Consider the following 14,930-nt stretch of genomic DNA (forward strand, 5'->3'; position numbering starts at 1 on the left):
TTCTAGAAATGGATATTTGTCGCCTATTGATGCGGAGAATATTTACTATTGTTCATTAAAACCGTCAGGCTATGCTGCTTGACTCAAGCAATCTTGTCTCCGATAAACTCGGGACGGTTCAATTTGACTTAAATTCAACACTTTTTCATCAGCATCGGCTTTTACGCCCATCAGCGCATCAAAGATTTTGAGCTTCTCGCCACCAAACGCATCATCCGACATCAAGCGTTTGTGAACACGGGCAAATTTGGCATCGCCAGCGTATTTGTGGCGTAATAACTCATTCTGACGGTTCAATTCTTTGATTTGACGGTACACTTCCTCCAAAATGCCGATGTTTTCTTTCATCTTTGCCTGAGAGACTTCAGAAAGTTGGCGTTTTTTAAAAATCCGTTCCAATTCTTCACGTAGACTGATAAACTCGGGGTCGCTTTGGTCAAAATTATCCGCCAAGCTTGTCCGTACTTTACGCATGATGTCTTTTAAGTCATCGGCAAGTTTGAGTTCGTGTTCGCCGATTTTAATGAATTGAAAATACACGTCTTCCAAACTTTCATTGAGTAAATGTGTGGTGTCGCCTTGAGCCAAGCTCTCGGCAAGGTTCAATTTGTCTAAATGTGCCTGCGTTTCGCGGTATAAAATACCCAGTTTTTCAAAATCCAAATGTTCCAAAAATTCATAATCGCCTTGCAATCGCAAAATATTGTATAAATCTTTGGCAATTTGTAGGGCTTTTTTAATCGCTAAAACTTGTTTTTTGTCATCAATTTGGCTGATTTGCCCACAAAAAATCTCAGCATTATTCGTGTCAAAATCAAACAGTGCATTTTTAATGTCCCGAATGTCTTGCTTGATTTCGTCTTCATTTTTAAACATTTGGGCGTAAGTTGCCATTTCATCGCCCAATTCGGTTTGTAATTCATCCCAATAGGCGCGGTTGGTTTTGTCAAATTCGCTTTCAATGTCGGCAAAATCGACCACATAGCCGTAGCGGTAGTGTTTGTAAGTGCGGTTTACGCGGGTTAGGGCTTGCAATAGGTTGTGTGCCTTAATCAAGCGTCCCAAATACAATTTTTTGAGTCGTGGCGCATCAAAACCCGTCAAAAGCATGTTGTAAACAAACAAAATATCAATTTTGCCGTCTTTGAAATCTTCAACCCATTGTTTACGTTCTTCTTTGGTTCCGATATCGTGCAAAATCAATGCCGACTTTTGCACGGTTTGTTTTTCAGCGCAGGCTGCCACAAAATAGTCATACATGGCACGGGCTTGCTCGCTACTGTCGCAAATGACCATGGCACCTAGGCTGTCATCATCATTGATTTTTCTAAATTTTTCAAAATCTTTGATGATGTAATCGGTCATGGGATGAACAAAATGTTTATGGGCGTAAACATCTTCGCGTTTGATGCTGCCTTTTTGCACTTGCAGTTGTGCTAATGCTTGTTTTAATTGAGCCTGATATTCGCCACTAATGGCTTCACGAATAAGGCGCAAGGTGTAACCATCGGCAATCGATGAATTGTAATAATATTTATGAATATAGTTGCCAAACAATTCACGCGAATTGATTTTGTTTTCGGTCGCACCAATTAGCGGCGTACCTGTCAAACCGATTTTCACCGCCCCAGTGTCGGATTGATTTAAATTAGCCAAAAATGAACCTTTGGGGTTGTAGCTACGGTGTACTTCGTCTAGGAAATACACACGCTGTATATTTAAATTGTAGTCATTTGGCGCGATAACATTGGGGTCATCGGCAAATTTATGGATATTGACCACCGTAATTTCAGGCTTACCCGAATGATTGTGTAGGCTTTGCGTGGATTTGATGTCTTTGGCAAACTCATCTTTGGAACTGATGCTGTGCACAATCAAACCGCGTGCGGTAAATTCACGCTTGGCTTGTTCTAGCAAATCCAATCTGTCCACAATAAAGTAAAATTTCGGTACCACGCCTTGTGTTGCATAATAATGTGTCAGATAGCGGACATTGTAATAAGTCAAAGCGGTTTTACCACTGCCTTGTGTGTGCCAAATAATGCCTTTTTTCTCGCCTTTTTCCAAAGCATCGCGTATCGCCATCGTGGCAAACAACTGCGGATAACGCATGATGTGTTTTTGAATGCCTGTGCTGGTTTTGACATACGCCAAGCCGTATTGCAGAAAAAATACCAAGCGTTCACGACTAAAAATAGACGTGCAAATGCAGTTGGTTGGGGTGTCGGGTGATTTGTTGGTGATGAATTCTGGGTTGTACTTGATGACCGCCAGATTATTATCTTGTAGGATAAAGTTTTCTTGTTCTTGGGTGATGTTACCTAAAAGCTCAGCAAGGTTTTGTTTATGCTCTTCGCGAAAATAGTTAAACACAGGCTGACCATACGCCGATGACGCATAAAAAGCGCCTTGTATGGGCTGAATGTCGCCTTGGTCGTATTTCATGTTATTGGAAAACACCATAAGCTGTGTGATGTTAATAAAACGGCGAAATTTGGGATTTAAGGAACGTTTCGCCATGCGTTCACGCTCTTCTCCAATACCGCCTTTGTTATTCGGCTTTTTGACTTCTACAAATGCAAGCGGCATACCGTTAATCATCAAGGTAATGTCGGGGCGAAATTCTTCATCGCCATTGATATATGGCAATTCGGTGACCACATGAAAGCTGTTTTGATTAAAATTTTTAAAATCAATGAGTTTAATGCCAGATGAGATGGTTAAACGCTCAAAAAAAGCTTTGCCCAAATCTTCGTTATCCAATTCTAGCGTGATGTCGGTTAAGACACGGCGGGCGTCCGCTACGGATAAATCGGGATTGATACGGCATAGACTGTCTATGAAAATCTCTGGGAAAATGTTGGTTTGGGTATCCCATGTTTGCTGTTTTAAAGAAAGATATTGGTAGCCCAAACGCATGAGATGCAAAACGGCTGGGATTTTGACACGGCTGTTTTCGTTGTGGATAGACATAAGAATAATGGCAAAACTAATTGAATGGGATTACAACATTATAGCACTTACTTTTGGTGGCGACTATCTTTCTATATTTGCAAAGATGACTTGTCAAAGTGTACCTTGTTCAATCACCAAAATCAATTAAAATAAAGCCAAAACTGATCGCTAAGCCACAACAAGTCACATTAAGTAAAGTACTTAGCAATCTTTATCTATCATCAAGTCGTTCAATTATTCAGAGGTCATCATGAACAAGTCAGTACAACACAGCGAACACCCAATGAAAGATTTGGTGTTGTTATTCACTCGGGTGATTGTTGGATATATGTTTTTGGTACATGGCACGGTGAAATTGTTCGCTTTTCCACAGTCGATGACCAATGGCAAGCCTGCCGTTGAATGGCTGTCTTTGATGGGGCTTGGTGGTATGCTTGAGATTGTCGGTGGCGTATTGCTGATTTTGGGCTTATTTACCCGCATCAACGCCTTTATCATGGCGGGCATGATGGCGGTGGCGTATTTTTATTTTCATTCGGGCTTTGATTTGATTTTTAATCCGATTGTCAATAAAGGCGAGGCGGCAGCTCTTTACTGTATGGTATTTTTGATTTATTGGGTGGTGGGTGCTGGTAAATATTCGCTAGATACCAAACTGTTCAACTCATAAACTTAATTGCCAGTAACTGCTGGCGATTTTTTGACTCATCATTCTACAGTAAATCGACCAATGTGTGACCCGATGGCTTGCATGATAACCAAAACTATCGCATAATGGGTTTAATGATTACTCATCAAAATTCACACAGTAACACACAACAACTTAAAAGGAGACTAACATGACAATCAAACAAGTAACAGTACTCGGTGCTGGCGTACTCGGTGCGCAGATCGCTTTTCAGGCGGCGTATGCAGGTTTTAAAGTGGTCAGTTATGACATCAATGATGACGCACTTGCCGCTGCTGCGAAGCGATTTGAAAGCTTGCAAGGCGTGTACCAAAAAGAAGTCGGCGCAACTGCCGATCAGCTGTCACAGACGATGGCTCGCCTAAGCCAAAGCAGTGATCTAGATAGTGCAGTCAGTGCTGCCGATTTGATCATCGAAGCAGTACCTGAAAACTTAGATCTAAAAAAACAAATCTGGGCGCAGGTGGGGGCAGCGGCACCTGATCATACCATCTTTTTGACCAATACATCGACGCTATTGCCAAGCAGCTTTGCAGATAGCACCGGTGCGCCTGAGCGGTTTTTGGCGCTGCATTTTGCCAATAATATCTGGGTACAAAACATCGTTGAAGTCATGGGTACTGCCCAAACTGATACCAAATATGTCACGATGACAGAGCAATTCGCCAAAGACATGGGCATGGATCCTGTGGTGCTACAAAAAGAGCAGCCACGCTATATCATGAACAGTCTTTTGGTGCCGCTACTGGACGCTGCCAGCCAATTGTATGCCAATGAAGTGGCAGATCCCAAACAAATCGATAAAGTCTGGAAAAAAGCGACTCATGCGCCCAAAGGACCATTTGAGATCATGGACATCGTCGGTCTGCGCACCGTTTATGCCATCCACTCTGCCAATGCTGAGCGCACAGGCAATGAGCTTGAGAAACAATTTATCCAAAAGCTCAAAGCCGACTATCTTGATCAGGGCAGAACAGGTAAAGAGTCTGGCAAAGGTTTTTATGACTATGATGATGCTGGCAATACCATCATTGATGAATAAAATGGATCAATCGCCACCGCCATGTTGCGGTGGTTTTTTTGGGTGATGATAAAATTATCTTTCTATATTTGAAATATGATTTGATACAGCTGTGACTTGTTGCTTTGCTGACATTGATGGATAATACGCTCATCAACTTAATAAAGATAACAGTGAGTAACTTATGAAAACCATCTATCATGCCGCAGACAGTCGTGGCGTCGCCAATCATGGCTGGCTAAATAGTCATCACACCTTTAGCTTTGGTGGTTATTATAACCCTGAGCGTACCAATTTTGGCGTACTGCGTGTGATTAATGATGACACGGTCGCAGGCGGGCAGGGCTTTGGCACACATCCGCACAATGACATGGAAATCATCTCCATTCCACTAGAAGGCGATTTGGCACATCGTGATAGCATGGGTAATGGTGGGGTGATTCGTCAAGGCGATATTCAGGTGATGAGTGCAGGTACAGGCATTCGCCACAGTGAGATGAACGCCAATGCCGACCGTGCGGTGAAGTTCTTACAAATTTGGGTCTTAACTCGCAAAAATGGCGTACAGCCCCGTTATCAACAAATTCGTATTAGTGACAATGCCACGCCAAACGATTTTCAGCAAATTCTATCGCCCACTGCTGACGATGCAGGCGTGTGGATTCATCAAGATGCGTGGTTTAGCCTAGCGGATTTTGCCGATGGCACGGCTAAGCGTTATGACATCAAGCGTGATGGTAATGGCGTGTATGTCTTTGTCATCAAAGGCGGTGCCAAGATTGGCGATACCGTACTGGGTGAGCGAGACGGCCTAGGCGTGTGGGATACCGATGGCTTTGACGTTACTGCCATTGGCGACAGTCAAATCCTGCTGATGGATGTGCCGATGGATATCAATACCACCACCAATCAACCCTAAGGTACTTGCGCATCTTGGTAAATGCATCATTGCAAAGTTATCAAGATGCGCTGATGTAAAGCAAAGCCATCAATATATCTGTACTCTGTATAGAGCCATCGCGTCCCTATCCTAATAGTCTGTTGGGGCAGCTGATTTGGTATAAATGAATGCTGCCACCGCGCCCATCACAATCAATGCACCCACATAGCCGATCATCGGCAAGCCAAATCCTGCAATCACAAGACCGCCAACCATCGCACCGCCGCCAATACCGACATTAAAGATTCCTGAAAAAATCGACATGGCGACATCGGTGGCTTTTGGTGCAAGTTTTAACACACGAATCTGCAATGACAGTGCCAAAGCGGTCAGCGATACACCCCACATAAAGATCAAAACCGTCCAGACGGTTTGTATTTGGCTCATCGGTGCCAAAGCGGCCAAGGCAACGAGCATACCGCTAAATGCTATGGCAATAAAGCGATCACCCAGTTTTTCATAATATCGACCAAACAGCACGCTCGCCACAATGCCTGCCGCCCCAAAAATCAGCAGCACCATCGTCGCAAAATCTGCACCAAAATCTGTGATGCCAAGCACAAATGGCTCAATATAGCTATAAGCAGTAAAGTGCGCTGTCACCGTCAGTACCACCATCAGATACACGCCAATCAAAGGCTTATTTTTGATGATGTCAGGCAGACTGGATAAATTGCCTGTATTTTGAGCAGGCAGGCGCGGCAATAGATAGGCGAGCAGTAGCATGATCACAAGGCCAATCACACCAATCATCCCAAAACTGGTTCGCCAATCAAATACTTGACCCAACACGCGACCCAGTGGCAAGCCCAGTACGGTTGCCAATGCACTGCCTGTGGATAGCAGCCCCAAAGCTTGAGTTTCTTTACCAATAGGTGCCAGACGCACGACAAGGCTTGCGGTGATTGACCAAAACACCGCATGAGTAATCGCCACGATCGCACGGCTCACAAGCAGCATGGTAAAGCTGGTGGCAAGGTATGAGACGATATGACCGATGGCAAATAAGCCAAAAAGAATCAACAGTAGCTTTTTGCGTTCGATGGTAGCAGTCGCAAGCATCATTGGCAAAGATAGCACAGCGACAATCCATGCATACACAGTCATCATGATACCTGTTTGGCTGGCGGTCATCCCAAAGCTTGTACCGATGTCTGTCAGTAGGGCGATGGGGATAAATTCAGTGGTATTAAAAATAAATGCTGATAACGCAAGAATAATGACAGGTAAAAAGCTTTGATTGGTGTTGGTCATGGTCGGTGATTATTATTTAGTTATTATGATATGAGATAAAAAAAGCCATTCAGCGAATGGCTTGTGGTAGATTTGGGGTAGTCATAAAGTCATTTAAAAGCAAATCAAGAACCAAAACTTGCAAACAAATCATAGTCGCTGGCTTCATCAATCGTCACCGTCAGCATATCGCCAGCTTTGACTGTCGCATCGATATTATCCACATACACATGACCGTCAATCTCAGGTGCATCAGCATAACTACGACAGATGGCGATATTTTCTTCGGTATCAATCTCATCGACGAGCACGACTAGGCGTTTGCCCACTTTTTCGGCAAGCTTTTCACTGCTGATTTGTTGTTGAAGCGCCATCAGTTGTTCATAGCGTTCTTGTTTGATGTGCTCAGGTACAGGATTTGGTAAGTCATTTGCCACCGCGCCTTCGACTTCTGAATAAGTAAAGCAGCCGACACGATCAAGGCGTGCTTGTTTTAGCCAGTCAAGTAGGTATTCAAAATCTTCTTGGGTCTCTCCAGGGAAGCCCACCACAAAAGTCGAGCGAATGACGATATCAGGGCAAATCGCACGCCATGCACGGATACGCTCAAGGGTGTCTTCACTCATTGCAGGGCGTTTCATGGCTTTTAGCACACTTGGGCTGGCGTGTTGGAATGGAATGTCAAGGTAGGGCAACAGTCCGCCTGTACCGCCTGATTTTGCCATGCTATCCGCCATGAGTTGTACGACTTGATCGACATGGGGATAAGGATAAACATAGTGCAGACGCACCCAGATGCCTAGCTTTGCCATCTGCTCGCACAGATCAAAAAACTTCGTCTTAATCGGCTGACCATCCCAAAATACTGTCTTGTACTTGGTATCGACACCGTAGGCAGAGGTGTCTTGGGAGATGATGAGTAGCTCTTTGACACCGCTATTTTTGAGTGCGACGGCTTCTTTCATTACGCCATCAATGGTACGACTGACCAAATCACCACGCAATGATGGGATGATACAAAATGTACAGCGATGATTGCAGCCTTCCGAGATTTTTAGATAAGCATAATGCTTGGGTGTCAGCTTGATGCCTGCATCGTTGATGAGGTCGATTTTTGGATCATAAGTCTTTGATTTGGCAGGTTTTGGTACATGATGAGTGACGGCTGATACCACTTCATCATAGGCGTGTGCACCAGTAACTGCCAGCACCGATGGGTGCATGGTGCGGATTTTGTCGGCATCTTTGCCTAGACAGCCGGTGACGATGACTTTACCGTTTTTGTTGATGGCTTCACCGATGGCATCGAGCGACTCTTGGACGGCCGACTCAATAAAGCCACAGGTATTGACCACGACCAAATCCGCACCGTCATAATCTTTGGCGACTTGGTAGCCTTCACGAGTCAGCTCGGTGATGATGCGTTCGCTATCGACGAGCGCTTTTGGACAGCCCAAGGACACAAAGCCAACTTTGGGTGCACTACCTGAGGCTTGTGCGATGGCGGCAGCGGATTCATCAATGCTGCGATTTTGGTTGTGATTGGCTTTATGGTGATAGGCAGGTGTGTTGGGATTTGGTGCTTGGGCTGGGTTTTTTGGATCAAATACGGTTGGGGTGCTGGTCATAGTTGGCTCTTGGCTGACTGATTTTGAATAAAAAATTGGGGGTATTTTAGCATAAATTGGTGGGAACTTATATGATTTGATTGATTAATTCTTGTGAAATTCCTTACGACTCATGCATCAAAAATCAGTATATAATAACAATGGATTTTAAATATTTTTTGGGTCTGAATATAAGGAGTTGATGATGTTAAAGCAATTATCAGTGCTTGGTCTTGGCTTGGGTATGGTGTTTAGTGCTCATGCTGATGTGTATCTGGGATCTTATCAAGGGTATGAATATTATCTTTTACCAAGTAAAACCAAAAAAGTCACTGCCACCAAATATGAAGTGCAGATGGAGCGATATGTCGCCCAAGATAAGAAAAAAGATGGCTTGGCTCAAGGTAGCTATACGCTGTACAAACGATATATCGAGTGCTCAAACAAGACAGTTGCAACCATCAGTTGGCATAATTACAACAAACAAAATAAGCTAATCGACAGCGACAAGATGAGCCATTTGAAATATTATGAAATTTTCCCACGCTCATGGGGTTCTGCATTGTATGATGAGGTTTGCCGATAATGCAGCACTACGATCCTTTTGAAAATTGGCAACAGTGGAAGTATCATTACCATAAAGAGCTTTGGCATCCTGTGGGGTATGAAGAGCAATTTGTGGATATGGTGCTTAGTCAAATTAACTGTATCATCCCTAGCGATGTCATTCCGCAATGGCATTTTTTGGATGAAATGGGTGGCAACCGCTATGTTGATTTTGTAATTATCAATGAAGCCAAAGGGTATAATTTGGCTATTGAATTGGATGGTTTGACCAAATTACAAGATGGCGTTGGTAACTTGGATTTTCGGAAATACGGCGATCTTTGGCTGAGGCAAAATGATTTGATGGGTAAAGTAGGGATGCTTTTACGCTTTACCAATCAACAAATGAAGTACCGAACTCAATGGGTAATTGATAGGGTGATAAACGCTCTGAATCAACAGTTGCACCAGCACACCACCCATGTGTCTATGATTAATTCTTATGAAAATAGGATAGCGGAACTACAAGCTAAAGCAGATAGCTCGCAGCAAATCCAAGATAGTATTGCAATGTTGCAACAACAACTTTTGGAAATTAAAGCCAATCAGCTTGCAGAATCTGCCCAATCGGTTACTCAAGCCGTCGAAGAATCACCTACTATGGCGAAGATACCATCTGCACAAGAAATCTTGGCTCAGCAAGCAAAAGCTAAACAGATAAAGTCTGAAGAATCTAAGCATACAAATCCACCACCGTTGCCACCATCACCGCCGCAGCAAGACCGCTCTATGTATTGGATTGTCGGTGGAGTGTTGGCAGTGTTGGTTGTCGGTTTGGTGTATGGGCTTGGTCAATCCAGTCAGACAGCTCAGCCAATGGGTAGTGAGCCAACAAGCACATATACACCTGCTGAGCCTATCGCTGTAGCTACGCCAAACCAAAGCAATGCCAATGATATGACACACGCCGAAAATCAGCCACCGCAATCAAGCCATGAGACTGAACCAATGGCGGATAGTCCAGTGACAATACAGCCAGTATTGGTTGAAGTCCAAGCGCCACAAACTGTCATTGATGCACAGCCTGCACAAAAGGCACAGCCATCAGTGCAGGTGCCTGTATATAGCCCGGAGCCTGAGCAAGCACCTGTACGAAATCAGGAGCAAATGCAGCAGACTGAACGAGTAGCCACTCAGCATCAAGCTAATGTAAATCCTGAGCCTGAGACACTTAGTGAGCGTGGCACTCGAACTGAGATAGTGGAAGAAAGGGCGGATAGAGATACGGGAGAATTTTGATGAAAAAGATTTCTATCTTTTTTCTATGGCTGTTGATTATCGCTAGCGGCATTGCAGGATTTTTCTTTGCACCGTTATGGGCATTTACTGCATTGGCTTTGTATTTACTGTACAAAATGTCTGAGGAGGATGTGGGTTTAGGTAAAGCGGTAAAAAACACAGCAGAAGAGGTGGGTAGAGGTGGGATTAATACCTTAAATGCTATTTCGGTAACTTTGGATGAATGGAATCGGGAGCAGGATAAGAAAAAAGAGGCTATTACTTTTGATGATATTCATGATGCAATACGCTATCTAGTGGATGGTAAAAAAGCTGATGAAGTAAGCGTTTGGAATGTAGCTTATCTATCAAATGATATACAGTACCAATATCTTAAATCAGGACAGTGGGAAAGGCAGGGTGGTTATCATGTTTATTGTGATGAGTATGGTGCATTACACTTCGGATATGATTATCAAGGCAAACACTGGGGAGTGATTCTATGGGATAATTTACGCATTGCTGTTACAGAGTCATGTGAAATTGAAGAGGGTGTTTGTTTTGGCAGTAAGTATGAGAAAAGGTGCAAAAGCAAGGATGAGCTTATCGAGTTATTGTGTAAAAAAAAGATTGTTGATAGGTAAAATTGTGATGATATAGGAGAATGATTGATGAAATCCATCTTAGATCCTGCCAAAGATATTGCAAAAGTGGCAGTAAACTTACTGGAGGCTACATATCATGGTAGTCGTGCATTGAAGATATATTGCATGGCTCAAAGAATCAATGCAGAGGCAAGAATGTATGAGCTTTTACAAAATAAACAGGCGCTCACTCAGGAACAACAAATAGAGTTAAAAGAATTGATTAAGGAATATAAAAAGACACTAAGACAATACGGGTTGACTCATGAGAAAACAACAGAACCCAAGCAAACAAATGATGGAATCATTGGTAACACTAAGTAATACGATTAAAACTCTAAGTTTCGCCGCTGAAAATTATGCAGAAGTGGCATTGCTTAGGGCATATGAAAAATTACTCTCAATAAAAGAGCGTGAGAGATTATCCCAAGATGTGCAGCGCTATCTAGATCATTTGGATTAAGTTGTTTTGAATTAATTCCATATTCTCTTGTGCAGATATGGGACTAATCGATAAAATCATATTCAAAGATGGTACTAGCAAGGATGATGGCAAAACCAGTCCTACGCACATCAGTCCTATTCCGTGCGTACTGATGTGGGAGCTCTAAATATGAGTCAGATGATGGGCAAGGAGTAGGATTTGATACTTCCAAGCCTACACATACCACCCCTACACTTGCGCGTGATAGTATGGGAGCATTTGACTGGTATAATGTATCATAAGGTATCCAAAATCACAAGTTGATTTATTATTGCGAGTACTGGGCAGGAAGCAAGCAGGCTTTGGCGGGTTGCTAAATCATGAACTGACGCATACAGTGACGAAAGATGGGACTGCATCAGGATTAAGCCAAGCAACTAACCAGTTGGTCACTGAAATCAATGACACCTGTACAGCCTGTCTATAGTAAATCAGCGATGAAATCAGTACAGGAAAATATCAAGCGTGGTAAAGACGCTATGAATAAAGCGATCGTAAGCAAAGCTGATGTTAAGCGTGCGATGTATCGTAATGATATTGGCTGGGTTGATTTTGTTTGGGGTAGTACAGGTACTATCAAAGCCAATGGTAAAACCAAAGGTGCTATGGGTATCAGCCATATCATTGAGGCTCGTATGCGTAAAGATGGTATGAGCTATGATGAAGTAGTTGAGATGCTTGAAAATAAGGTGGTACAGGCAATTGCTTCAGGCAGTACAAGTCAAGTGTATGAGCGAGGGACTGCAAGAAGTATCTTTATTGAGTACAGCGGATACCGTGTGACACTTATCAAGAGAGAGGGTAGTAATAGCTGGCTTATGAACGCTTTTGAAATATTTGATGAAAAGTCAGATGGTGATAAGGCAAAGAGTAACGATTTGTCCCTATCTACGCACAACACCCCTACACGTCATCGTGGTGATGTGGGAGCATCTGACAAAACTAATGTATCACAAAACAAAACAGAGAGCAACGATACCACTCGCTTCTCTCAAGTGTTTGATGAAATCCATAAGCAATCAGCGTCTGAAATCTATCGTAGATTAAGAAATGAGGGTGTGACTACTGAGTGGACTAATCACTTGGATTCAATGGTTTCAACCATTTATGATACTCACTATGAGTCACTAACGGCTGATATGAAGTCTGTACTGGATGAAAGCTTTGATACTGTGTTTAGTGATATTCTAAGAAAAAATCCCCAAGCCAGGGGAGACTTGGGGAGAAAGTGAAAAGCTTATAAAAGCTACACTAAAAGTGGCGCAGCGGACGGGGCTCGAACCCGCGACCCCCGGCGTGACAGGCCGGTATTCTAACCAACTGAACTACCGCTGCATAGTGGTGGGTGGTAACGGGATCGAACCGCTGACCCTCTGCTTGTAAGGCAGATGCTCTACCAACTGAGCTAACCACCCTAAAATGTCTTTTCCAATTTGGAAAATTGATACTGTGTCAAGGTATCACATTTTAAGTCTTGAACCAAACACGCTACAGTGTGTTGCTGTGTTCGTTCGTTGTGGTGCGTATTATATAGAAATTTACGCAGGTGTCAAACATTTTTTATCAAAAATTTGATAAATTTGTGATAAAGTTTATAACTTATTGAAAATTAACAAGTTATTCTTATAAAATTCAGAGCGATTTTGCTAAGGCTGTCTCGATATCTGTCGCCAAATTTTCAGGTTTGGTCATTGGAGCATAGCGGTCGATGACTTTGCCATCACGACCGATGAGGAATTTGGTGAAATTCCACTTGATGCCATCGGTCAAGAGTCCACCTTGCTGAGACTTTAGCCATGTATAAATCGGGTGAGCGTGCTCGCCATTGACATCGATTTTTTGCATCATCAAAAATTCGACGCCATAATTTTTTTGGCAATAGTCACCGATGGCAACACCGTCATTGGGTTCTTGTTTGCCAAATTGATTGCATGGAAAGCCAATCACCACAAGCCCTTGATCGCGATACTGTTCATGTAGAGCTTGCAGTCCTGCAAACTGTGGGGTAAACCCGCATTCGCTCGCAGTATTGACGATGAGTAGCACTTTGCCAGTAAAATCAGCAAAATCAATCGTGTTGCCCAGCAAATCTTGGGCGGTGAAATCATAAATGACGCTCATCATGTATCCTTATTTCAGTGGTTGAATTTTATGGCTTATGGATGCTTCGGTATGGGCAAATGACCAAAATACGACCGCCATGCCTGATCTAATTGATGCAGCGCAGCATCATAATCGGTGTGATGATGCGCCAATAAATAAATGCGCTCAGCCATCAAGACAGCGGCATCTTGTAGGGCGGTCTCGGGTGCGGTACGATGTACGATGTGCAAGCACCGCAGCATATGAATGATGAATTCGGTGTGTGCAACGCCATCTCGAGCGATTGGATAATACGGCTCAATAAACCGCGATGCGCAAAACGGCTCAATGCTCAAATAAGCATAATCCAGCGCTTCATCACCCTGTGACGGGCGTACATCAGATAGCAGATGTGTGATCACGCTGACGGTCTGAAATGCAGTGGTCGGGTCATTGACAGCGGCAGACAGTGCGCGCTCAGCGATCTCGGCCAAGAGCTGAATGCCATATAAGGGCGCAGACTGGTGCGAGGGCGCTGAGCTGATGACAGCAAATTCATGAAGCGCATCATCAAGATTTGCCCAAGCCTTGGCATCGAGTGTGCAGTTATCCTGTGCATATACTTCAAATAGTACAGTATCTCTGGCAGTCAGTTCATTTAGATTTAAGGCGATGTGAATGTGGCAGTGGTTTTCTTGGCACCATTCATCGAGTAAGCCAAACTCAATGTGTGTCAGATAGCCCGTGCGTCGGCAGTAGATGAGGGTTTTTGGTGCGATCGATGGCTTGGTGCCTGTGATGCCGTGCTGTGGGTATTGGCGATAAGTGGCGAGCTGTGCCATGACGGCGCTTTCAATCTTCTCGACAGTATCCACCAAAGAGCCGAGATTTGACAGTGTCTGTACCCAACGGATCAAGGTGAAGATCAGATACATCAGTACAATCAAAGTGCCAATAAACATCACTAAGCGGCCGCCAGCGCCATAAAGCTGTAATTCTAGTGAAATTTTGGCGATCACCGCATAGATAAAGGCGGTGATAAAACTGGTGATGGCAAGCCTTGTGCTGGCATCAGACATCACCAAGACACGCGCACGAGGGCTGATGCTTGATGAGGTCGCCACCAATGCTGAGACCATGATTGACAGCGAAAATGTGCTTACTGCCAACATACTGCCTGAGATGATATCCAGCAGATCCGATAGCGTTGATGCACTGATCTCAATCAACCAGTGCTCAGGGATGAAATAATGGGTGACACTGGCCAATACCGAAAATCCGATGGCAAATAAGGCGCCAAGCGTCGGCTGCACCCATAGATTTTGAGCTGGATTGCTTAGCCACAGTTTGAATTTTAACCACATAAGAGGATCACCTTATCCCTATCTTGTGCATACTATAGCATATTTATGAGCTGCAGTGGCCATCGCTTATGCATGATGCTTGTATTGA

General features: G+C 43.7%; 13 protein-coding genes and 2 tRNA genes. 8 read left to right on the forward strand and 7 right to left on the reverse strand.

What is annotated here, in order from left to right:
- Nucleotides 1–69: 69 nt before the first annotated feature.
- Nucleotides 70–2,973: a type I restriction endonuclease subunit R gene (locus tag AZ602_RS05235; RefSeq protein WP_103034027.1), complete on the reverse strand. Its 2,904-nt coding sequence runs from the start codon at nt 2,971–2,973 to the stop codon at nt 70–72.
- 232 nt (nt 2,974–3,205) lie between these two features.
- Here AZ602_RS05235 and AZ602_RS05240 point away from each other — a divergent pair, with 232 nt between their 5' ends.
- From AZ602_RS05240 to AZ602_RS05250, 3 genes are all read left to right on the forward strand, one after another.
- Nucleotides 3,206–3,625: a DoxX family protein gene (locus tag AZ602_RS05240; RefSeq protein WP_103034028.1), complete on the forward strand. Its 420-nt coding sequence runs from the start codon at nt 3,206–3,208 to the stop codon at nt 3,623–3,625.
- Between the two features lie 169 nt (nt 3,626–3,794).
- Entirely contained in the window at nt 3,795–4,685 is an 891-nt protein-coding gene (locus AZ602_RS05245; RefSeq protein ID WP_103034029.1) for a 3-hydroxyacyl-CoA dehydrogenase, read from the forward strand.
- A 163-nt stretch (nt 4,686–4,848) separates the two neighbouring features.
- On the forward strand, nt 4,849–5,583 hold the full coding sequence (locus AZ602_RS05250) for a pirin family protein (RefSeq protein ID WP_103034030.1): 735 nt from the start codon (nt 4,849–4,851) through the stop codon (nt 5,581–5,583).
- A 111-nt stretch (nt 5,584–5,694) separates the two neighbouring features.
- Here the strand turns inward: AZ602_RS05250 and AZ602_RS05255 are convergent, their stop codons facing one another.
- Together AZ602_RS05255 and rimO are read right to left on the reverse strand one after the other, a co-directional pair.
- Nucleotides 5,695–6,858, reverse strand: coding sequence for a sugar transporter (locus AZ602_RS05255; protein ID WP_103034031.1), 1,164 nt, complete (start codon nt 6,856–6,858; stop codon nt 5,695–5,697).
- 104 nt (nt 6,859–6,962) lie between these two features.
- Entirely contained in the window at nt 6,963–8,465 is a 1,503-nt protein-coding gene (gene rimO, locus AZ602_RS05260) for a 30S ribosomal protein S12 methylthiotransferase RimO (RefSeq protein ID WP_103034032.1), read from the reverse strand.
- A 184-nt stretch (nt 8,466–8,649) separates the two neighbouring features.
- Here rimO and AZ602_RS05265 point away from each other — a divergent pair, with 184 nt between their 5' ends.
- The 5 genes from AZ602_RS05265 (at nt 8,650) to AZ602_RS05285 (ending at nt 12,628) form a co-directional block, all read left to right on the forward strand.
- Nucleotides 8,650–9,030: a hypothetical protein gene (locus AZ602_RS05265; protein WP_103034033.1), complete on the forward strand. Its 381-nt coding sequence runs from the start codon at nt 8,650–8,652 to the stop codon at nt 9,028–9,030.
- Entirely contained in the window at nt 9,030–10,289 is a 1,260-nt protein-coding gene (locus tag AZ602_RS05270; RefSeq protein ID WP_103034034.1) for a hypothetical protein, read from the forward strand. The genes AZ602_RS05265 and AZ602_RS05270 overlap by 1 nt, the downstream gene beginning before the upstream one ends.
- Nucleotides 10,289–10,912, forward strand: coding sequence for a hypothetical protein (locus AZ602_RS05275; RefSeq protein WP_103034035.1), 624 nt, complete (start codon nt 10,289–10,291; stop codon nt 10,910–10,912). Before AZ602_RS05270 ends, AZ602_RS05275 begins: the two co-directional genes overlap by 1 nt.
- 27 nt (nt 10,913–10,939) lie before the next feature.
- Nucleotides 10,940–11,236, forward strand: coding sequence for a hypothetical protein (locus AZ602_RS05280; RefSeq protein WP_103034036.1), 297 nt, complete (start codon nt 10,940–10,942; stop codon nt 11,234–11,236).
- A gap of 597 nt (nt 11,237–11,833) precedes the next feature.
- Nucleotides 11,834–12,628 (forward strand): hypothetical protein, encoded by a 795-nt coding sequence (locus AZ602_RS05285; protein WP_146025226.1) that lies wholly within the window; start codon nt 11,834–11,836, stop codon nt 12,626–12,628.
- A 26-nt stretch (nt 12,629–12,654) separates the two neighbouring features.
- Here AZ602_RS05285 and AZ602_RS05290 read toward each other — a convergent pair.
- The 4 genes from AZ602_RS05290 to AZ602_RS05305 form a co-directional block, all read right to left on the reverse strand.
- A tRNA-Asp gene (locus AZ602_RS05290) sits at nt 12,655–12,731 on the reverse strand.
- Nucleotides 12,732–12,735: 4 nt separating this feature from the next.
- Nucleotides 12,736–12,811: transfer RNA gene (locus AZ602_RS05295), tRNA-Val, on the reverse strand.
- 217 nt (nt 12,812–13,028) lie between these two features.
- A complete protein-coding gene (locus AZ602_RS05300) occupies nt 13,029–13,517 on the reverse strand; it encodes a glutathione peroxidase (RefSeq protein WP_103034038.1) in 489 nt (162 codons plus the stop codon).
- Nucleotides 13,518–13,552: 35 nt separating this feature from the next.
- A complete protein-coding gene (locus AZ602_RS05305; RefSeq protein WP_103034039.1) occupies nt 13,553–14,842 on the reverse strand; it encodes a DUF2254 domain-containing protein in 1,290 nt (429 codons plus the stop codon).
- Between the last annotated feature and the right edge of the window lie 88 nt (nt 14,843–14,930).

This window comes from Moraxella sp. RCAD0137, from assembly GCF_002894025.1.
Classification (GTDB): Bacteria; Pseudomonadota; Gammaproteobacteria; order Pseudomonadales; family Moraxellaceae; genus Moraxella; species Moraxella porci.